The 18351-nt window shown below is 56.2% G+C and carries 21 protein-coding genes; 11 read left to right on the top strand and 10 right to left on the bottom strand.

What is annotated here, in order from left to right; translation table 11 throughout:
* The first annotated feature begins 64 nt into the window (after positions 1-64).
* The 5 genes from GA830_RS10385 (at position 65) to GA830_RS10365 (ending at position 5774) form a co-directional block, all read left to right on the top strand.
* A complete protein-coding gene (locus GA830_RS10385; RefSeq protein ID WP_195161801.1) occupies positions 65-1852 on the top strand; it encodes a ParB/RepB/Spo0J family partition protein in 1788 nt (595 codons plus the stop codon).
* Between the two features lie 99 nt (positions 1853-1951).
* A complete protein-coding gene (dnaN, locus tag GA830_RS10380; protein ID WP_195161800.1) occupies positions 1952-3184 on the top strand; it encodes a DNA polymerase III subunit beta in 1233 nt (410 codons plus the stop codon).
* Between the two features lie 107 nt (positions 3185-3291).
* Positions 3292-4842 (top strand): DUF4942 domain-containing protein, encoded by a 1551-nt coding sequence (locus GA830_RS10375; RefSeq protein ID WP_195161799.1) that lies wholly within the window; start codon positions 3292-3294, stop codon positions 4840-4842.
* Positions 4842-5363, top strand: a complete 522-nt coding sequence (locus GA830_RS10370) for a hypothetical protein (RefSeq protein WP_195161798.1) — start codon at positions 4842-4844, stop codon at positions 5361-5363. The genes GA830_RS10375 and GA830_RS10370 overlap by 1 nt, the downstream gene beginning before the upstream one ends.
* A gap of 108 nt (positions 5364-5471) precedes the next feature.
* Entirely contained in the window at positions 5472-5774 is a 303-nt protein-coding gene (locus tag GA830_RS10365; RefSeq protein ID WP_195161797.1) for a hypothetical protein, read from the top strand.
* Positions 5775-6602: 828 nt separating this feature from the next.
* Here GA830_RS10365 and GA830_RS10360 read toward each other — a convergent pair.
* The 10 genes from GA830_RS10360 to GA830_RS10315 all read right to left on the bottom strand — a co-directional run bounded on the left by GA830_RS10360 (position 6603) and on the right by GA830_RS10315 (position 13566).
* The gene (locus GA830_RS10360) at positions 6603-6947 is read right to left on the bottom strand and encodes a hypothetical protein (protein WP_195161796.1); all 345 of its coding nucleotides are present in this window, start codon (positions 6945-6947) and stop codon (positions 6603-6605) included.
* Entirely contained in the window at positions 6944-9166 is a 2223-nt protein-coding gene (locus GA830_RS10355) for an AAA family ATPase (RefSeq protein ID WP_195161795.1), read from the bottom strand. The genes GA830_RS10360 and GA830_RS10355 overlap by 4 nt, the downstream gene beginning before the upstream one ends.
* Positions 9159-9452, bottom strand: coding sequence for a hypothetical protein (locus GA830_RS10350; protein WP_195161794.1), 294 nt, complete (start codon positions 9450-9452; stop codon positions 9159-9161). Before GA830_RS10350 ends, GA830_RS10355 begins: the two co-directional genes overlap by 8 nt.
* Positions 9449-9922: a hypothetical protein gene (locus GA830_RS10345; RefSeq protein WP_195161793.1), complete on the bottom strand. Its 474-nt coding sequence runs from the start codon at positions 9920-9922 to the stop codon at positions 9449-9451. The genes GA830_RS10350 and GA830_RS10345 overlap by 4 nt, the downstream gene beginning before the upstream one ends.
* Positions 9919-10494 carry a hypothetical protein gene (locus GA830_RS10340; protein ID WP_195161792.1) on the bottom strand — a complete coding sequence of 192 codons (576 nt, stop codon included), beginning with the start codon at positions 10492-10494 and terminating at the stop codon, positions 9919-9921. The genes GA830_RS10345 and GA830_RS10340 overlap by 4 nt, the downstream gene beginning before the upstream one ends.
* Positions 10495-11211 (bottom strand): winged helix-turn-helix domain-containing protein, encoded by a 717-nt coding sequence (locus GA830_RS20290; protein WP_308460440.1) that lies wholly within the window; start codon positions 11209-11211, stop codon positions 10495-10497.
* A 124-nt stretch (positions 11212-11335) separates the two neighbouring features.
* Entirely contained in the window at positions 11336-11959 is a 624-nt protein-coding gene (locus GA830_RS10330) for a hypothetical protein (RefSeq protein ID WP_195161791.1), read from the bottom strand.
* Between the two features lie 170 nt (positions 11960-12129).
* Positions 12130-12570, bottom strand: a complete 441-nt coding sequence (locus tag GA830_RS10325) for a GapR family DNA-binding domain-containing protein (protein WP_195161790.1) — start codon at positions 12568-12570, stop codon at positions 12130-12132.
* A 58-nt stretch (positions 12571-12628) separates the two neighbouring features.
* Entirely contained in the window at positions 12629-13261 is a 633-nt protein-coding gene (locus GA830_RS10320; RefSeq protein WP_195161789.1) for a hypothetical protein, read from the bottom strand.
* Positions 13258-13566: a hypothetical protein gene (locus tag GA830_RS10315; protein ID WP_195161788.1), complete on the bottom strand. Its 309-nt coding sequence runs from the start codon at positions 13564-13566 to the stop codon at positions 13258-13260. Before GA830_RS10315 ends, GA830_RS10320 begins: the two co-directional genes overlap by 4 nt.
* 121 nt (positions 13567-13687) lie before the next feature.
* Here GA830_RS10315 and GA830_RS10310 point away from each other — a divergent pair, with 121 nt between their 5' ends.
* The 6 genes from GA830_RS10310 (at position 13688) to GA830_RS10285 (ending at position 18257) form a co-directional block, all read left to right on the top strand.
* A complete protein-coding gene (locus GA830_RS10310) occupies positions 13688-14377 on the top strand; it encodes a S24 family peptidase (RefSeq protein WP_195161787.1) in 690 nt (229 codons plus the stop codon).
* Positions 14374-14685 carry a hypothetical protein gene (locus tag GA830_RS10305; protein ID WP_195161786.1) on the top strand — a complete coding sequence of 104 codons (312 nt, stop codon included), beginning with the start codon at positions 14374-14376 and terminating at the stop codon, positions 14683-14685. The genes GA830_RS10310 and GA830_RS10305 overlap by 4 nt, the downstream gene beginning before the upstream one ends.
* A 434-nt stretch (positions 14686-15119) precedes the next feature.
* Positions 15120-15305, top strand: a complete 186-nt coding sequence (locus GA830_RS10300; RefSeq protein WP_195161785.1) for a hypothetical protein — start codon at positions 15120-15122, stop codon at positions 15303-15305.
* On the top strand, positions 15302-16264 hold the full coding sequence (locus GA830_RS10295) for a YqaJ viral recombinase family nuclease (RefSeq protein ID WP_195161784.1): 963 nt from the start codon (positions 15302-15304) through the stop codon (positions 16262-16264). Before GA830_RS10300 ends, GA830_RS10295 begins: the two co-directional genes overlap by 4 nt.
* A gap of 163 nt (positions 16265-16427) precedes the next feature.
* Complete coding sequence (locus GA830_RS10290; RefSeq protein ID WP_210330825.1) at positions 16428-17066, top strand: hypothetical protein; 639 nt, start codon at positions 16428-16430, stop codon at positions 17064-17066.
* 36 nt (positions 17067-17102) lie between these two features.
* Positions 17103-18257, top strand: coding sequence for a RecT family recombinase (locus GA830_RS10285; protein ID WP_195161782.1), 1155 nt, complete (start codon positions 17103-17105; stop codon positions 18255-18257).
* Positions 18258-18351 lie beyond the last annotated feature (94 nt).

The raw sequence follows: 18351 nt of genomic DNA, 5'->3' as shown, positions 1-18351 counted from the left end.
ACAGGCGGGGCCCGTTGGCCCCGCCTGTTTACCCCCGCAACCATGCACAACAAGGAGATTCAGCATGGAAATCAATCACCAACAATTCAACGTCACCTTTGACCGCCTCGTTCTTGACGGCGTCAACGCACGGAAAAAATATGACCAGGACAGCATCCGGTCGATGAAAGCCTCGATCCTCTCCTATGGGATCATTCAGCCTCTTGCCGTCAGACCACCCCAGGCCGGCGACGCAGATCTCGGTGGGCAGCGCTATCGTGTCCTTGCTGGCGGCCGCAGAATGCGTGCGCTGGCCGAGCTGATAGCTGAAAAGGAGCTCCCCAACGATTTTGCCATCCCCGTTATCGACCGCGACGTCGACGACAGAAGGGCTTTGGGAATGTCCCTTGCCGAAAACATCATTCGGCGCGAGATGTCCCCCACCGACGAATTTCGAGCATTCAAGGACTTGGCAGATCTCGGCGCAACAACCGAAGATATAGCCCTGCGTTTTGGTCAAACGGAACGCTTCGTCAAAGGGCGCCTGGCGCTTGGAAAACTGCACCCAGTTATTCTCACGGCGTTCGAGAATGGTGTGCTCGGCTTTGCGGCCGCTGCCGCTTACACAGCCAGTTCGGACCCCGAGGCCCAGCTTGCCTGCTTTTCGCGCTTGGATGGTTCATATCAGCGAAATAATCCGCAATCCATCACCAGCGCATTGCGCCGCGAAAGTGTGAGGGCGTCGAGCAGCCTTGCCGAGTTCATCACCGAGGAACGCTACCTCGCTGCAGGCGGCATCGTCGAGCAGGATCTGTTCGGTGAAGAGGTTTACTGGTCGAGCGCAGAACTCATCGCCGACCTAAAGGATGCCCGCCTTGCCGAGATGCGCGAGGAGGCACTGCTAGAGGGGTGGTCGTTCTTCGAAACTACCGAAGAATTCGGCGAAGATATATGGTCGGTGAAGCGGTTGCATCCAACGCAAGTTGCGTTGACCCCGGAGCAGCTGAATCGGCTAGACGCTATTTCCGAACTGACCAGCGATGTCGATCCAGAATGCTTATCGAGCGATGAACTCGCCAGCTACAATGCGCTCGATGCCGAGTTCGACGAACTCAACTCGCGACAATCGCTTTTCACTCCCGACCAAATGGCGATATCAGGCGTCCTTATCGACACAGAGACTATGAGAGTTCAAAAGGGGGTGCTTCGACCAAGCACCGCGGAGAAAGGCGGCAAAGGCGGCGCCGATGAATCGACCAGTGCCAAGGCAAAGGATCCCCTCGCCTTGTCACAGCCCCTCAAGGACATCATCGGCCACACCGCAACGAAAGCTCTCCAACATGAAATTGTGGCCCAGCCGGGAAAGGCCCTGGCTTTGCTCGCCGCCATCCTCGAGCAATCGGTGAATTCGACGCATGGTGGTGGTCGACCCTCTCGTATCAAAATCGAGACAATCGATTACGGCATGAAATCGGATGCCAAAACGCGAGAAATTGGCACCTCCTTCGCCGCCTATTCCAAAATGGAACCGGAGAAGCTCAACAAGGCGATCGCAGCGCTATTTGCGGGTACTATCGATCTCACCGAAAAGTGGTTCACCAAAGATTTCACTGCTGACAACATTCGAGACAAGACGCGCACTGCGTTCCTGACCTCGTTTGAAGCCGACGTTAAGCCCCACTTCGACGCGACTGCTTATTTCACCAGCTGCAGCAAGCCTCTTATCAACGACGCGCTAGTGGAGATGACTGGCAATATCGGGAAGGGGCCGAAAAAATCGGACATGGTTGTCGAGGCGGCCAATGCGTGTGCGGCAACCGGTTGGATACCCAAACCCCTCAGAACCAAGGGTTGGAAAATCTTAAAGGCCTGACCCTTTCTTTCGAAGCCAATCAAAATGGGCGGGGATGCACTTTCCCCGCCCATTAACATTCCCCCCCCCGCACCCCATGCAACCAATGGAGAACACACGATGAAAAACGAACCCAAAATTGCTGCAACAGCGACCCCGATCGCGGTGATCGATCGAGCAGCATTCAGCGCTGCTGTCGAGAAAATCAAGCTGGTGACAGTGACCCGCGACATAATCCCGATTCTGGCCAATGTGAAACTTGCCGCCGAAGCAGGCGACCTGGTGCTGACTGGTACAGATATCTCCATGGATATCCGTATTCGTGTTCCTGGCGAGGTCGACAGCAGATTCAGCACCACCGTCCCGGTCTCTCTGCTCGCATCAATGTGCAGTAAATCGCCAAAATCGGACCGCATCGTGATGAGCTTACCCGCTGCACAGGAGGACAACACCGGAGACAATGCCAGCGAGGCAGCGTCTGCTCGCTTCGAATTTGGCAAGGCTGTTTTCTGGTTGCAAACCATATCCCCAACCGACTTTCCGGAGGCCAAGACGTTCAAGGCCAAACCTCACCGTTTCGCGCTGCCGGGGTCAACGCTCTGGAACGCGTTTGATGCAGTCAAAGCCGCGATCTCGACAGAGGAAACCCGCTACTATTTAAACGGCGTATATTTTCACTTGGCGAGTGACGCAACCTATCGATACGACGACGATGCCGAGGGTGGAAAGTCGTTGTTTTTGCGAGCCACTGCAACCGACGGACATCGCCTGTACAGCCAAACCATGAGCGCTGCAAAGGGCAGCCTCAAAATGCCTGGCGTCATCATCCCATCCAAAGCAGTCAATGTCTTGCACAAGCTGCTCAAGGGGAAATTCGCTCCTCGACAGGTCGACATAAAGATGGACGAGGAGCTTTTCGTCATCGGTTGGGACAACGTGCAGATTGCGACAAAACTCGTTGACGGCGAGTTTCCCGACTATGGTCGCGTCATGCCTACCGGGAATGACAAGGTCGCCACTTTGGACGCCAAGGATCTCAATGACACCCTGCAGGCCGTCACGGTAATTGCCTCAGAGCGAGGGCGTGCGGTGAAGGCGGTGTTTGAAGGTGGCAAATGCACTTTGTCGGTCAATAATCCGGACACCGGCGCCGCGTCCAGTGACCTTGGATGCGATTACGAAGGAGAGCGGATTGAGATCGGGTTCAACGCTGACTACCTCACCTCGATGATCGCGAACGCCTGTCCCGCTGGTGGCGACATTGTCTTTCAAATGGCCAGTGCCAGCGATCCGATATTGATTAGAGGTGAGGAAAACGGCTGGCTGGGCGTGCTCATGCCAATGCGGGTGTAATCGGTGATCCACATTCGATAAGTAATTTTTTTCCAACTCGTTTGAGGGGGCGCCGGTTCGCCGGCGCCCTGCCCCCCGGCAATCATGCCAACTCAGGAGAACGATCTATGAACGCAATCATGCCACGCAACACTGTCGAGGACATCGTCAGTTTCCGCAACCAAGCCCTCGAGCTATACGCAGACGCCTACGCCAAAATTGCAGAAGCGGATGACGCAATCCGGGCTGCGAAGAAAATGGCCAGCCGAGCATCGCCTGGGATCAATTCCTACAACGATAGCCAAATCGACGAGATCAAGCAGTTCAATCAGGCGGTCAGCCTTCCGGAGCGAGATCTCTACCTGCGGACAGCACGCCGGCTGATCGACGTCAACGTGTGGTCGTGGATCGTCGAGCGCACCGACCTTGAGCGCCTGATGGACAAGGAGGCCAAGGATCAGCTGCGCAACCAGATGAGGTATATACCCGACAGACTGGATCGTCACGGCCAACTGATCAACCAGGAGGAAATAGACAAGGGCATGCCCGATGTCACAGTCGAGAATATTTTCGCCACTCTTGAAACGTTCATGCTCGACTCCGATCACATTTTCAGGCGCGGCGTGGCCAATGCCTTCTCCAGGCTTGATCGGAGATTCCGCAGCCATGACGGGTTCAAGATCGGGGCGCGATTGATCCTGGACTACGCTTTCAACCAGTTCGGCAGCTATAGCTTCAGCACAAACCATCGAGACACGCTGTTGGACATCGAGAGAACATTCTTGATCGTCGACGGCCAGTCCGTGAAGGCTGCCTATGCCGGCATCGTTGGCCAGGTCGAGCAAGAACGTCGACAGAGCGGCAAATGGGGCGACCCGCAACAGTCGGAGCATGAAGGCGCCTATTTCAAGGTGAGGTGTTTTAAGAATGGGAATGCCCATCTGTGGTTCACCCGAGATGACCTGGTGACCAAGGTCAATCAGATCCTCGCTGAGTGGTACGGTGAGACAATCGGCGACGGCCAGACGAAGGAAGAGGACCCGCTCAACAATCCGAAAATGACCCCTGCGAAGCGATACGGGTTTTTTCCAACTCCAAGTGCCGCTGCGGGCACCCTGGTCGGTGGAGTGCATCTTACCATTGATGCAGACAAGGCTCAGCCGCTGCGAATACTCGAACCGAGTTCCGGAACTGGCAACCTTGCTCGGCTTCTGGTCCACAAAGAGCTGCCTACCGAGTCGTATGGTCGTCGCTATTCCATAGTGAAGCAGACCATTGTGGATTGCGTGGAGATCCAACCCACTTATGCAGCCGCCTTGTCGGATGAGAGGATCTACAATCGCGTGTTCTGTCAGGACTTCATCCGTCTCGACCCCAAAGTTACCGGGCTCTATGACCGCGTCGTGATGAATCCACCGTTTGATCGAGAACGCGACATCGATCATGTGGTCCATGCAATGAAGTTCCTCAAGCCAACCGGCGAGCTGCATGCCATCATGTCTGCAGGCACTGAGTTCCGGGAGACAAAAAAATCTTTGGCCTTCCGAGCGATGATGACAAAATTCGGCGCTCTCTGGGAAGACCTCCCCATTGGATCATTTTCGGAAGTCGGAACCAATGTCTCCACGGTGATTGTCCGTGTGAACATGGACGGCCACCCCTTCCGCCGGTGGCGCTGATGGTCGGCTTAGATTATGTTCCCGTCGATCGCGAAGCATCGCACATCGACGAGGTACGTTCCGTGGCCGACAAGCCTGCATCCAGACCTATTGCAAAAGCCCTGCCTATCCGGGATGACAGCGGCGAGTTTTACGCACAGTTCGCTCTACCCGGAATGGTGCCTATGCTCGTCAACGAGGACAGCAGTGGCGCCGGGCGATACCAAAGCGTGAAGGACGCCGAGAATGCGGCACGCAAAGCCTTGTTCGGCATTCTCACATCCAGGACGGTCGATACCCGAAAGGCGGGCGCGTACAAGAGGATCACGGCGGCGGATTTTGCCGTCTCCCTCGACGAAGCGAACATAACCCCTACCTACTTCGCTGAGATTTATGGCGTCCCTTATGCTCGGGTTATGATGTGGCTGGACGGAGCGGCGGACGTGCCGCATTCGGCCCACGTCCTCGTCAAGCTCATTGCTACAGAAGAGAACTTTGTGAAGGCACGTTCGATTACTGAGCGTGCCCAGGACAAGGAATGAACTCCGTCGGGGCGAGAGTCACCCTATGACGGATCTTATGGTCTTTCGCGAATGTACCAATCTACCGGCAAACTTGCCGGTATTCATCGAAACAGTTGGAGGTGAAAAATGAACAATTTTCAGGAATGGATGGAGAAGATGGGTTTCAACCGCAAGCAGGTCAGCGAAGCGGGCGCGCTGATCGGCTTCAGAAAAGATCTGGCAAGCTTGGTAAGCCGTGGGGCGCGTGAGCTGAGCGAGACAGAACGGCTGGCCTTGGCGGCGGTGCGAGCCGGGTTGCCGGCGTGGACGCCGGAAACAGATGCGGCAATAGCTGACGTTGGGGCTGTTCAGCGGATCATTGAGCGGGCTGTTGCTCGTCAAGAGCCTTCTTCTTCCGCTTCCGCTTCGGAGGAATCCAAAGCGGCGTAAACTTGCCCCACCGCTTTCGAAAATCTGCGGCCGTCATGTAGCGCAATGTGACGGCCGTTTTGTCTATCGCCTGGTGAAGATGCAATATGATCGCGAGACGGTCGCTTGGCGTGCTCGTTTTTTCCCAAATCCATTCATCGTCGCAGACGGTTCGGACCATGGTTCGAAATAGGCCAGGGTGCATCGACGCCCTGATTTTAATGAGCAGGTTTACACAGTCGATCATGTGGTCCGTCACCGGGCGCCCAGCACCGCCGCCGCCGCCTCCACTTCCGTCGTAGGCCTGGCCTTTCAACCCTGCGAACTCGGCTCCCTGCTGGATATCCCGAAAGCTTGTGGCAACAGCGAAGCGAAGCATTCGCTGGCCGGCTGGATCGGCATGAGTTTCCAAGCGACCTGTTGAAGCCAGCCATTCGAGCGGCGCGGAAGCCGCGTTCATGTCCAGCGCAATGCTGCCTCGGCCGACAGCTTGGACGTCTCGAGCACGGCCACCGTGCCCAACGTCACCCGCTTTGCTCCGTATCCCTGAGTTCGAGAAATGCCAACCGGGGGATCCAAATACGAGGGCGATGTTGCGATAGAACGTTGCCCGCCTCATTTCATGTTCTCCATCCCGAGTGTAGTACGCTGACATAGGGAGAACGATGGGACCGCGCCGTTGGGCAGACAGCATGAAGATCGTTACCCCCAGTTTCTCCGCCTCCTGGACGTCCCGAGCTATCTGGGCATCGCGTTCCATCTTGCGGGTCTTGCTTGCGATACCCTTCGCAGCGTTGTCAGATCTCATCTGCTCGAGGGATTTTAAACGTCGTTTGACAACCGAACCGCTCACAATCCGACCTTTCGTTTCAGTGGTCCCCGACCCTGACGTGCTTTGAGAGGCCGTACCTTGAACGGTATTCTGTCGAGCGCCCCGTTATCGATAGTCTGGCCGTCATCACCTGCTCTAATTACCCTGAGGTCCTCAAGGTGCTGCCGGCGTTCATCGTCTGTCATTGCTGCTCGGCCGCGATAGACTTTCGAATTGTGGATGATGCCAGCGACCTGCTTTGACCTCATCCCTAGTGCTGCCGCAATCGTCCGATGCGAGTGACCGATCATCCATAGCACATAGACGATGTAAATCGTGCGGTCCGCATGCACTTGGCGTCGAAATCCGCTGAAAGCACTCATAGCAAGATCTCGTAGTCTGAGCCGCTTGTCATAATTTCTTGCAGACCTGGGCTAATGGAGTTTTGCCCAACATCCAATTCGTCGTCACGTTTTTTGAACGTCCGTGGGAAACCGCGGATGGGCTTGCCTGTCCACCAGACGAAGGGTTTATGCATTTCAAGGATTCCATAGCGGGCCAAACCATCCTTTGCCCGAGAGAATTCCTTTCTGATCTGGTCGACTGCTTTTGCTTTGTCTTCGACCTCGATAAGTTTCTCGAGCGCGACGGCCTGATAGTCGAGGTAGTTGACGACCACTTTCCCAAGTGCAGCCCGAGGCCCCTCTTTTTCGCTTGTGACCAGCCGGCCATGCCGATCGACCGTATCGAAATAGTTCAAGAGAATGCGCCGTTCGGTCTGACTCGGACCATATCCAATGCGGGCTTGCTCCGCTTTCAGACGTTCTTTTTCACTCACCGACAATACGACGCACGATGTTACGTCTGAGCCAGTAACCTCGTTGACACGGACAGCCACAGCGCCGAGAGAAAACTTCAACCGCAGCCCGTCCTCGGCGTCCTTCTGCTTGTCAAGAATAGCGTCTCGAATGCCGGTTTCTTTGTCGTTAGTGATCAGGATCACCGTGTCAGCGTTATCGCGGAGCGACGTATGCCCTCTAAGTTTCTTTCCGTCAGCATTCATGTGGTGAACCACAATGACATTGACGTTGCACTCGTCGCGGATTCTCTCGACATTTGCGAGGATTGCCGCTGTATCCTTGCCGTTGATCTCGTCGGCGCCCACTGTCGCCTTTGACAGCGTGTCAATTACGACCAGGCCGACCGGGACGGCCATCCCGAGTGCAAGAGCTTTGATTTCTTGGATCAGGTTCTCGGTGTCTCTACTGTCCTTAGAAAAAATGTCGATCTTCGCCGGCAACAGTTCAAAAGGAATTTCCTCTTCATCAGAAACCTGGAAGTGCTTGGCGAAGGCGTCCATGCGGTCGAGAAGGCCTACGCCGCCTTCTCCGGCCTGATAGATGACACCGCGGTGCTTCACTGGTCTATCGAAGAAGTCGACTCCACGACTGACGCACATGGCGATGTGCAGGGCGAGGAACGACTTGCCAGACCCTGAAGGTCCACCGAGGAAGGTCACGCCAGTTTCCGTCAGCCAGCCGTCGACAAGGAATTCCAATCGCTTCTGCTTGCGTTGACGGTCAGACCAAGGAATCGCACCGAACCGAGATTTAGGACGTTCTGGTTTCCATGCCGGGGCGGTGGCAACAAATTCCTCAAACACTTTCCCTGTGCCGCCAGCCTGTTCCTTCCAGTCGGTGACGTCCGCTTTATCGGGAGCGTCCTTCCAGTGGTTCGCCATATCGAGAACACGCACCGATTTGGCCACAGAGCGCAATGCTGCGCCGCGCATCAGTGTGCGGGCATTCCCGGCTTTGTCTAAGTCGGAGCAGATGACAACGTCAGCACCTTTGAGGTCGCCGTCGAGCTCAGGTTTCCAGTTCTTCGCGCCACCTTGGTTCGTGGTGGCCGTTAGGCCCCACGTCCGCAGCGTCTCGACGTCCTTCTCCCCCTCGACGAGGATAATAGGCCTCCCCTCGGAAACGGCCTTTACGACTTCGGCGCGGTGATAAAGGAACCAGCGCGCATCCTCGAACTCCTCGGTTGCCTCGTACTTTTTGTCGTCCTTGAATTTAAACCAGTCACCGGATCGGGTTTGGCCATATTTCCCCTCTTGGAGACCCCATATCCACCCCTTGCCGGCAGGATGAGGCCGGCGCTGCATGTATCGGCGTGGTGCTGTCTTTGCAAATTTCAGGACCTCGTAGGCAAGCCCACCCTTATCGTCGTAGTATTTGAAAATCGCGACAGGGTGATCGTCCATGAACCCGGCGAACTTGTCGATCTGCTGCCCATCATTGGATCCCGACGAGGAACGGTTGTCAGTGTTCCTTTTGAGATGACCGCGCTCAGCCAGCCATGCCAGGGCGGCCGGCTTGGAAAGGCCAGCGTAGACGGCTAGGAGGTCCAGAACCCCACCGCCTGTATTGTCCGAATGATCGCGCCACACGCCCTTTTGCAGGTCGACAGAGAATGCACCTTTCTCACCCCATCGACGCTCTTTTGAGTTCGACATGGATTTATTGAAAGGACCGGCAATTGGAGTCATGACCTCGTTGGCCACGTCTGCCATGATGGCGGTGAATTCAGAAACGTCAGGCACCTTTTTTGCGCTCCACCTGGATACGCTTCCCGCGCTTGAAAATAGAGCCGAACAGTTCCTCGGCTTTACTCTTGCCTGATGAGGCTTTGGCCCCGGAACCGACTATGTCGTTACAAAGATGGGATCGCAGTGCGCGCCATGCTGCTACTTCCGCCTCCTGGGCGGTTTCAAAAACACATGGCGTACCTCCGAGGCATACGACTTCCCAAGCGGCTTTGTGGACCTTTCGGAACTCGCCGTGATAGCCACCCAAAATTTCTCGACTTCGAGCATCCACCCCGTTCATTCGGTCATCCCGTCTGCATTGAGTCTGTAGATTTCGATCATGGCCGCGAGCAGTCGGCCGACGCCGGCTCGCTGAGCTGGCTCAGGGCTGCCAGCCAGGATCATGCCCGCAACCGTAATTGCTTCGGCGATCGTAAATGACTGCTCGATCGTCGTTTCGCCGGTTTTTTTGTCTGCGGTCACAATAGACCATTTGTCGCCATCAAACCGGACTCTGCGATCTGTACCAGGCTCGTGTGCCAACTGGTTGCTGACGATGACGGTGGAGCCTTTGTAGACAGGTTTTCGTTTGGGATCGCCAACCTGCACCAGCATGTAACCGTGGGCTTTCAGAAGCCGCTCAACGTGATCGGCTCGGCGGCACCATTCTTCCTGAGCGCCTTTGGCGAGCGTTTCCCACTCAAATCTGGAGAGGATCAATCTCTCGTCGCGAAGCGACATCGCTAGTGCGATCCGTGCGTCGTACGTCATGCCGTGGCCTTGCCTTCGTACCGGAGAATTGGAGGGGACGGGAAAGGGGATTGAGGACCCCACACGAACCATGCGTGGTCCTCCGTCCCGCCGTATGAGCCGGGGAACCACTGGATGCGATCGACCAAAACTATTTTTGCTCTGAATCTCGGATTGTCGCGCAACAGGTGAGATCGAGTGCTCCCACTGTCGAACTTTGCGGTCATCAACATCGCAACAATACCGTGGGTCCGCTGCAGCGCCAGTTCGCAAAAGCGAACGGCGTCCCGGTTCTGAGGTCCATACGGTGGGTTGGTGATTATGCCGTCTGGGCGCAGCATCATTTCGTGGTCGTCTTGCTGTAGAAAATCAAAAATGTGGTCGTGCCTGACCTCGTAGTGGACAATGTCACTGGTGATGACATGGAGGGCGCGCCGAGCAAGAACCCTCGCCATCTTGTGGCGCCCGGCAGCAGGCTCCCAAATGGTTTTGTCTGAGATATCAACGTGGCGTAGAAGGGCTTCCGTCGCCCACGGTTCTGTCTCGTAGAGATTGTTGGGTCTTGGTGGGAAGGACGAAGGACGCAGAGTCATTCAATCGCCCTTTCTAATGTGGGAAAACTTTGGTTCGAATCCGGTTGGGACAAACCGGTAGCCCCTACCCCAAACCGTCTCGACCACGTCACGTCCGCCGGTTACGTCGAATAGTTTTTTGCGGAGCTTGCAGACGAAAACGTCGATGATTTTTATGTCGGGTTCGTCGCGACCCTGGTAGACCCCGTCGAGGATTGCCCGCTTTGCCACTAAGTTACCGCGATGGCCAATCAGCAAGGACAACACGCTCGATTCATACTTTGTCAGGCGGGTGAAAGCCGATGGGGACATAACTGTCCCCGCCACCGCGTCAAATGAGCAACCGCAAAAACTAAACTTGCTGGACACATAATCACGACGCCGGGCTGCTAATGCCGCCAGTCGGGCCGCAAGCTCACGAGGGTCTGTGTCGTCGGTTTGAACATCGTCAGATCCCGCAGTCAGCAAATCGACGACTGCCTTGTGGCCGGCAGAAATCGGCAGAAGCATGAACAACAGATTGTCCAGACGGGCGCGAGTGATGTGGCACTGCTCAAGGGCAGAAAGGCGATTGCTTGACCAGCAGACCCCGATCGACAAGGGGTCACGTTCAAGCAGAGGGAGAAATTGTTTGAGCGTCGACACGTAGGTCAGCGCCATATTGGCAAGGCCCGCTGCAATCTCGATTTTCCTGCGGCTATGCTTCAGAGGAGCGAACGCGATAACCTGGGTGCTCAAGGCTGCCTCCATTTCACAGTTACAGCGAAGTCGCTTCCGGGACCGCGCACTGCAAACCCCACGATGACGTCGGTGATTGCGAAAGTGCGTTTTGGACGTGAGACAATTTTGCGGAACCGGAGCATCAAAACCGCTCCATCAGCTGCGGGGTAGTGCTTTCAACTTTCGCGGCAGCGACACGCGCGCGCTGAGCCGCCTTGACGAAAAGATCGTCGACAGGCTGCGCTAGCTTGGGTGCAAACTCTGCTTCAGCATAGGACCACACGGCGATCGCATCCGAGCGATCGTGGGAGAGATCGGTATCATCGGGCTGGATCCAGCCGAGAGCGAGACATTTCCTCCAAACGAGAGGCTTAGCGACGTCACCCTGAAGTCCTCCCTTGCCGATAAAGTGCTTGCGAACGGAGGACAAAAGAACACGGTGCTGTTCGTATACCTTGAGTTGGTAGGCCATGAACTCGATCACTGCCGGCAGACCCATGAGGATGGTCGCGGTCTGGATCGTGGTCTTTCCCTGGACATGACTCCCCGGCAGCGGGGCCTCGATTACGAGAATATCCACCGGATTGGCGGTGATAAATGCGGTAGCCCACCTGCCCGCGCCGGAGAAAATTGACCCTCTCGATGAATCTGGCTTGGCGCATCGGAAGCTGCCGGAGGTAGGGGGCAGGCCAGCTGGCCCGTAACACCATCCGACGTGAGTGGCGACGTCGAGCGCGAGTATGCGTGGCGCTGTTGAATTGCGCATGTAGCCCCCATAGAATTTAGGTTTTGTTGAAGGTGGTGGGGGCGACCGGACCCGTTAAGGTCCGGTCAGGGGGCTGCACATTGACGTTTATCGGCTTTGCCAGCAGCCACCCCGGCGTCGTTCAAACCGCCGCCCTTCTCGTCCCCTCTTCAAGAAGAGGGAAAAACTTGTCAGTGGATCGGAGGCGCCTGGCGTGCGGATTCTCGTTCCTGGTCAGACAGGGAATCGTTCACCGCTTTGACCACAGCCGACGTTGTATCGTCGCGCTCTATTGCAGCCGCACCGAGGGGCAGGTCGGCAAAGTCGCCAAGCGCCTTGCGGATGGCTACAGCATCTGCTGCATCATCATCCTCGAGCTCCTCCATTGCGGCCTTAGACTTCGCCTCGTAGGAGCGTGCCTTGACGACTGTGCGGATAACCTTTTTCGGGACACCCTGCCCTTTCGCATCATCCAGCAGCTCGCTCTGCTGGTCGACGATCTTCTTGATCCTCGCCATTGAGGTCATCTTCTCGATGAGCTTCTCGGCTTCAAGCTGCTCGAACTTCTCCACGAAGGACGCAGCTTCGTCAGGCTTGGCTCTATTGCGACCTTGCTCCAATACTTTTGTCATTTTGGAAATCCTTCGATTGGGTTGAATTATTTTCGACAAGGTGGCTTGGGACGCGCGCCTATCCAGCCCGGAGACCAAGATCACCTTGACGGTTCGAGTTTGCAGACTTCGAGATATAGGCAGGGCGGCTGGCCACCTTTGCGAGGGTGGAAACTTCCTGGCGTGTCAACGTGGTTGCACCTACAGCGTGGAGCGCGACCAGTTTGTTGGTGTACGCTACAAACTGTAGACGTTCGCGCTCGGCCATCTCGATCTCCAATAAGTTCGTCATCGCGTCGATTTCTTCGAGGTCGACGCGATGTGCTTCCCCGTTATGAAGCGACCGCACACGGCGATGCGTGAGGGCTGGCAAATGTTGTACGAGTTTCAGGAAGGCCTTTTGGTAACGAACCTTCGCTGGCATTTCCGGAGCAAGTAGATCTCCGATTTCATGCATTAAACGTCGTGCCTGCTCAGTTTTTGACATGGTGACGGCTCCCATATTTTGACTGGCCGATTCTTGGAAAACACAGCCAAGAAATTGGCTTTGGCTTCTCGTAACCTTTGATCCATGAGAGATCGAAGGCGTTTCAAAATGTTCCAAGCAATGCAATTGGTGGGTCATTCCGCCGCCAGAACGACCCACCAAGCCACGGACAGCAACGGGCAGCTGCCGGGCACCGAACCGCGCTGGTTTGCGGTCAGGATTCATTCTTGCGCCATTTCTACAACTGCGCCGACGGCGGCGCCGGCGTCATGTACTGCAGGAGCTTCCACAATCGGGTTTACCGGTGGACGCGATATATTCGCCGGCCATACCTGCCCTGCCGGCCAGTTGCTGGAAAACCACACCATTGCGCGCTCGAACGATTTGACGCTCGGGCTGAGTGACCCGTCTGAATACCGGTCAAGCCTTTGGCCTTGGTTCAAGACCATCGACGAGACGCGTGCCCGACTCCGATTGGTAAGCTCACCAAAGCGGTCGGCGACGTGCAGGAGTTGTGTTTTCAGGTCCATGGTCAGACCTTATGCGGCACTTGTGCCGGTTAGTCAACGGCATTATTGCCGCTTACAGTGCCTGATCAATCCGGCCATAATGCCGGGCTCTGAAACCCGTAGAAAATAAGGGGCCTGGGCGATGACTGCATATGAGCGCATCAGAGCACGAGTGCACGAACTGTACCCGAATATGAAAGATCACGAAGCCTCGCTGATCATAACCAACGGACGCAACAAGGACTTGATTCGAGGTATCAAGCGCGGACGCTCGAAATTTCCCCGCGGCGAAAATTTGGAAGCCTTGGCCACGTTTTTGAAGTGGCCAGTCTCATGGCTCACGTCCCCCAATGACCCTGGCAACGTTCACCATATCGACATTCAGGCATTTGATCGTAACGCTCCCAACGGTCATGTTACTGGCGGTAATCCGTTAGAGGGGGTGACTGTTCCGCTTTACAGCAGCGCAGTCGGCGGAGTTGAGGGGGAATTTATGCTAGACGACAATCGCTGTGGCGACATCGAGGCGCCGGCAAGTCTCGAAGAGGTCCTGGGCGCTTACGCGGTAACCGTGAGCGGTGAGACAATGGACCCTCGGTATGAGGACGGTGAGGTGGTCTTCGTTAACCCCCAAAAGAGGGTGAAGCGGGGAGACTATGTGATCGCGCAAATCCGGCCAGAGGCTGGTGGCCCAACGCTGGCCTACGTGAAACGTTTTGTCAGCCGGAACGCGAAGGAACTTGTGTTGGAGCAGCTCAAACCGGCAAGAAGCCTATCGTTCGATGAATCCAAAGTCGTTTCGGTACACTACATTTTGAGAGGTGGAGAATGAAAACGCTCATCGCGTCTATCCTGCTGTCATTGGTGGCTGCCGCTGCGAGCGCGGCTGCTGTGCAAGACGAGATGATCGCCTGCAGTGACCGAGAGGATTTATACCACTTGGTTCGCATCGCGCAGGACCAGGGGTCGCAAATGTTCATGGCGAATGCATTGCGCCTCGCAAAGGGAGGTCAGTGCAGATTCCTTCACAAAGGCCAGAAAGTTGAAATCAACCAGACCCATTGGATGGGAACAGTCTGCGTGGAGGGCGATGATTTCGAAGGATGTCTCTGGGTTGTCCGGGACGTGATCACCGAATAACTACGCTCTGGACCAATTATTTTTTTCTTCTCAGCCAGAAGCTCTTCCCGGATTGACCAGATCGTTTTGATCTGTTTTCGCGAGCGTGTAGCGCGCGACCGCGAACGCGCGAATTTTAGTAACAACTACCATCCTTCTTACTACATTTGATCGCTTGCGCCGGCGTTGCGCTTAGATCTCGACTGTAAGTAAACACCTCTCGGCGGGGGGGCCTTTGGTCCCCCCCAGGCGCTTTAGCGCTACGTTCCCCACACGCGGGCGCTCCCGCGGTTCCCCCGAAAATCGCGTCAAATATTCAAAAATAAATTAGCGGCACAATTGCCGTCTTTCGCATTGACGCGGCACAAGTGCCCCTATAAGTATTTCGGCACAGGAGATTCTTTGTGCCGCATCCGACCTCATTTTTCGAACCCTTCCCCCTCCCACGTGAGGACGTGACCCCTATTCTCCGCAAGTGGATGATCGGGGCCGAGCCGTTGACTAAGGCCGAGGAGGAAGTTGTCGACTACGCCAATCGTGCGAACAGAGTGGCTTTGAGGGAGCGTCTGGTTGCCTGCCAGGGAGTGATGCTTGACGCAACGGATGCGCAGGTGCGCCTGTTCGAGGGAGCGAACCTGTGAGCGTCACGGTGATCCGACCAGCAGATCGGGCCGCTTGGCTCGACGCGCGCCGACAGGACGTCACGGCATCTGTCGCAGCGGCTGTTTTGAACGTGCATCCATACACTTCTCAGTATCAGCTGTGGGCCGAAAAGACCGGTCGGCTCTCACCCGATGGTGAAGCTACCGACGCGATGATGCGGGGCGTCTACATCGAACCCGTCGGCGTCGCGATGTTGCGCGATCAGAAGCCGGAATGGGCTGTCGAATACCACGCCGACAATGCCTACTATCGAGACGAGAAAATTCGCATTGGTGCTACGCCGGATGCGTTTGCTGTTGACCCGGGCAGGGAGGGGCGCGGCAACGTCCAGATTAAAAGCGCGTCGGAAAGCGCATTCAAAGATTACTGGATCGACCCTGACACGAAGCAGGTTATCCCCCCCACTTGGATTGCCCTTCAGGCGATCACTGAGGCGAGGCTTACTGGTTGCGATTGGGCTTGTGTAGCGTTGGTTGTCATTACCTGGCGCGGCACGTTGAGACTTTATGTGATCGATATCCCTTTGATCGAACGACATTGGGTCGCAATCAAAACGGGCGTCGCCGAGTTCTGGCGCGTGGTGGACGCGGGAGAGCACCCACCTATCGATTGGGAGAAGGACGGCTCGACGGTGCTCGACGTCTATCGAGATTCCTATACCGACGTTCGCGATCTTTCTGACGACGCAGCCCTCGACGTGATTATCCGTCGATACAAGGAAGCGAAAGAGTTGGAATCAAGCGGCAAGAAACTTGCCGACACGCTCAAGCCGCAAATCATCTTTGCCCTTGGCAATTCGGCGGCCGGCAAAACCGCCTCCTATGACATCAGAGCCAGCACCCAAATCCGAGCGTCGTATGTCGCCTCGGAGTCACAGTCGCGCGTGCTGCGAATTAAACCGAGAAGGGATCACGACGTTGACGCAAGCCGCTTCTGAAACCGCCGAGAACGAACGGGCCGTGTTGGGCCACAACGCCCCGCCAATTGAAACTCCGTTGACCATTTCGGAAAAGCTTCGGTTTTCCCAAGTCGCGCTCATTTCAGACGTCGATGCGCTTGCATCCAAGGCCAACGATCAAAGGGACCAACTCTCGGTGGGCTTGGTTGAAGGCGAGAAACCAGCAATCAAGACTGACGAGCAGCGTGAAGCTCTTGTCACCCTTAGTCTGCAAGCTGCCAAGCTCATTAAAAAAGTCGATGAAACCCGCCTTCTCACTACCAAGCCGCTGCGCGAGGAAGTCGAGGAAACAAATAAATTTTTCACCGCGATCGTGGACCGCCCGACCAGGGTCAAAAGCAGCTTCGATAGCATGATCGGGGACTACGACAGCGCAAGGCGTGATGCCCAACGTCGAGAGGCTGCAGCGGCAGCACGCAAGGCCGAAGAGATTGCTAAGGCCAAGCTCGATGAAGCCACCCAGGTTGAACATAGCGTTCAGAGCGACGTGGTGATGAACGAGGCGGCAGCGGCAGAAAACTTCGCGCAAAAAATGGCAGCTTTAGCGGTGACAGCCGGGAGCGGACCTGTCCGAACCGAGGCGGGAACCGTGTTTAGCACCAAGACGTGGGAGTTCAGGGTCACCGATTGGGCAAAGCTCGACCTTCGGGAATTGCGCGACAGTTTCACCTCGGATGAAATCGAAAAAGCAATTCGCAAGCATGTCAGGACGCACAAGAACACAAAGCCGCTGGCCGGCGTGACTATTTTTCAGGACGAAAAGACCCGCCTGCGAGGCTGATACTCCGACCGCCCTTCACCAAAGAAAGACAGTACGATGAATGCAGTGACCAACAAGGTTGAGAAGAAAGAAGCGGCTCCTATCGTCGTGTTCCGCAATCAGCTCGAGGCCCGGCTCGACTCTTTTGCGGAAGCCCTGCCCCCGCATATTTCGCCGGCGCTGTTCAAGAGCACTCTACTCTCGTCGGTGATGGCCGATCCGAACCTACTCGGCGCCGATCGGATATCCCTATTCGAGGCTGCCAAGAACGCTGCCAATGACGGCCTGTTGCCTGACAAGAAAGAGGGCGCAATGGTCATCTACTTCACAAAAATCAAAGATGGAAGCAAGGACATCTGGATCAAGAAAGTCCAGTGGATGCCTATGATCCGAGGGATTCTCACCAAGCTTTACAACACCGGGAAAGTGAAAAGCGCCACGGTTGGGATTGTATATGCTGGCGACGATTTCCGAGCCTGGACAGACGACGCGGGCGAGCACCTGTTCCATGAAGAAGGGGACCAGCAGGACCGCAGCGTCGTGCGGCGCGTCTATGCGCAGGTTGTCATGGCTGCCGGCGGCGTGTTCGTTGAAACCATGCGGATAGATGATCTGGATAAGATCCGCAACGCATCGAAGTCAAAGGATTCCGGCCCATGGAGAGACTGGCCTGAGGAAATGTGGAAAAAGTCGGTTTTTCGCCGGCTGGCGAAGCGGCTCCCAATGTCGCGCGAAATCATGCCGCTACTCGAGCGCGATGACTTCCTTTACCAGATGGATGACCGGCCAGCCATTTCCGATACGCGCAGGCCTGCCGGCTCGTTGACGGCCCGCCTCGATGAGGCGACTGGTGCTGTGGGACGGATCGACCACACGCCGCAACACGATGATGATGGCGTCATCCTCGACAACGACTCTCTCTCAACCAACAAACCCGCGTCCACCCGCAATCATGCAAAAGACACCCAAGACGCGGATTCGCCTTCCTCTCCTAAGGAAGGCGACCAGGCGGCTGGCTCCACCCCCCCCTCTCAGGAGTCAGCCGCCGACGAATCCAGTGACGACGCAAAAGCCTATCGCGCTGGTCGGGAGGCTAAAGCCAAAGGCATCGCCCGCAAGGCGATCCCCGCCGTGATCAGCAACGACCCGGCCCTGAAACAGGCTTGGCTTGAGGGTTACGACGACGGCGCTGAAAAGCAGTCGGAGGGGTGAACCCATGGAGGCTTGGGCATCCGACCTGGCGGCCCTGCTGCAGACCAAGACCCGCTCCAAATCCAAAGCATAGCAGACTCTTCCGACTGGCCTT

Source organism: Mesorhizobium sp. NBSH29 (assembly GCF_015500055.1).
Lineage (GTDB): Bacteria > Pseudomonadota > Alphaproteobacteria > Rhizobiales > Rhizobiaceae > Neomesorhizobium.
Note: the sequence above shows the minus strand (reverse complement) of the source record. Positions and strands in the feature narration are given on the sequence as shown.

Coding starts and splice junctions, on each gene's coding strand:
- GA830_RS10385 (WP_195161801.1), top strand. CDS start 65: ATGGAAATCAATCACCAACAATTCAACGTCACCTTTGACCGCCTCGTT.
- dnaN (WP_195161800.1), top strand. CDS start 1,952: ATGAAAAACGAACCCAAAATTGCTGCAACAGCGACCCCGATCGCGGTG.
- GA830_RS10375 (WP_195161799.1), top strand. CDS start 3,292: ATGAACGCAATCATGCCACGCAACACTGTCGAGGACATCGTCAGTTTC.
- GA830_RS10370 (WP_195161798.1), top strand. CDS start 4,842: ATGGTCGGCTTAGATTATGTTCCCGTCGATCGCGAAGCATCGCACATC.
- GA830_RS10365 (WP_195161797.1), top strand. CDS start 5,472: ATGAACAATTTTCAGGAATGGATGGAGAAGATGGGTTTCAACCGCAAG.
- GA830_RS10360 (WP_195161796.1), bottom strand. CDS start 6,947: ATGAGTGCTTTCAGCGGATTTCGACGCCAAGTGCATGCGGACCGCACG.
- GA830_RS10350 (WP_195161794.1), bottom strand. CDS start 9,452: ATGAACGGGGTGGATGCTCGAAGTCGAGAAATTTTGGGTGGCTATCAC.
- GA830_RS10345 (WP_195161793.1), bottom strand. CDS start 9,922: ATGACGTACGACGCACGGATCGCACTAGCGATGTCGCTTCGCGACGAG.
- GA830_RS10340 (WP_195161792.1), bottom strand. CDS start 10,494: ATGACTCTGCGTCCTTCGTCCTTCCCACCAAGACCCAACAATCTCTAC.
- GA830_RS10330 (WP_195161791.1), bottom strand. CDS start 11,959: ATGCGCAATTCAACAGCGCCACGCATACTCGCGCTCGACGTCGCCACT.
- GA830_RS10325 (WP_195161790.1), bottom strand. CDS start 12,570: ATGACAAAAGTATTGGAGCAAGGTCGCAATAGAGCCAAGCCTGACGAA.
- GA830_RS10320 (WP_195161789.1), bottom strand. CDS start 13,261: ATGAATCCTGACCGCAAACCAGCGCGGTTCGGTGCCCGGCAGCTGCCC.
- GA830_RS10315 (WP_195161788.1), bottom strand. CDS start 13,566: ATGGACCTGAAAACACAACTCCTGCACGTCGCCGACCGCTTTGGTGAG.
- GA830_RS10310 (WP_195161787.1), top strand. CDS start 13,688: ATGACTGCATATGAGCGCATCAGAGCACGAGTGCACGAACTGTACCCG.
- GA830_RS10305 (WP_195161786.1), top strand. CDS start 14,374: ATGAAAACGCTCATCGCGTCTATCCTGCTGTCATTGGTGGCTGCCGCT.
- GA830_RS10285 (WP_195161782.1), top strand. CDS start 17,103: ATGAATGCAGTGACCAACAAGGTTGAGAAGAAAGAAGCGGCTCCTATC.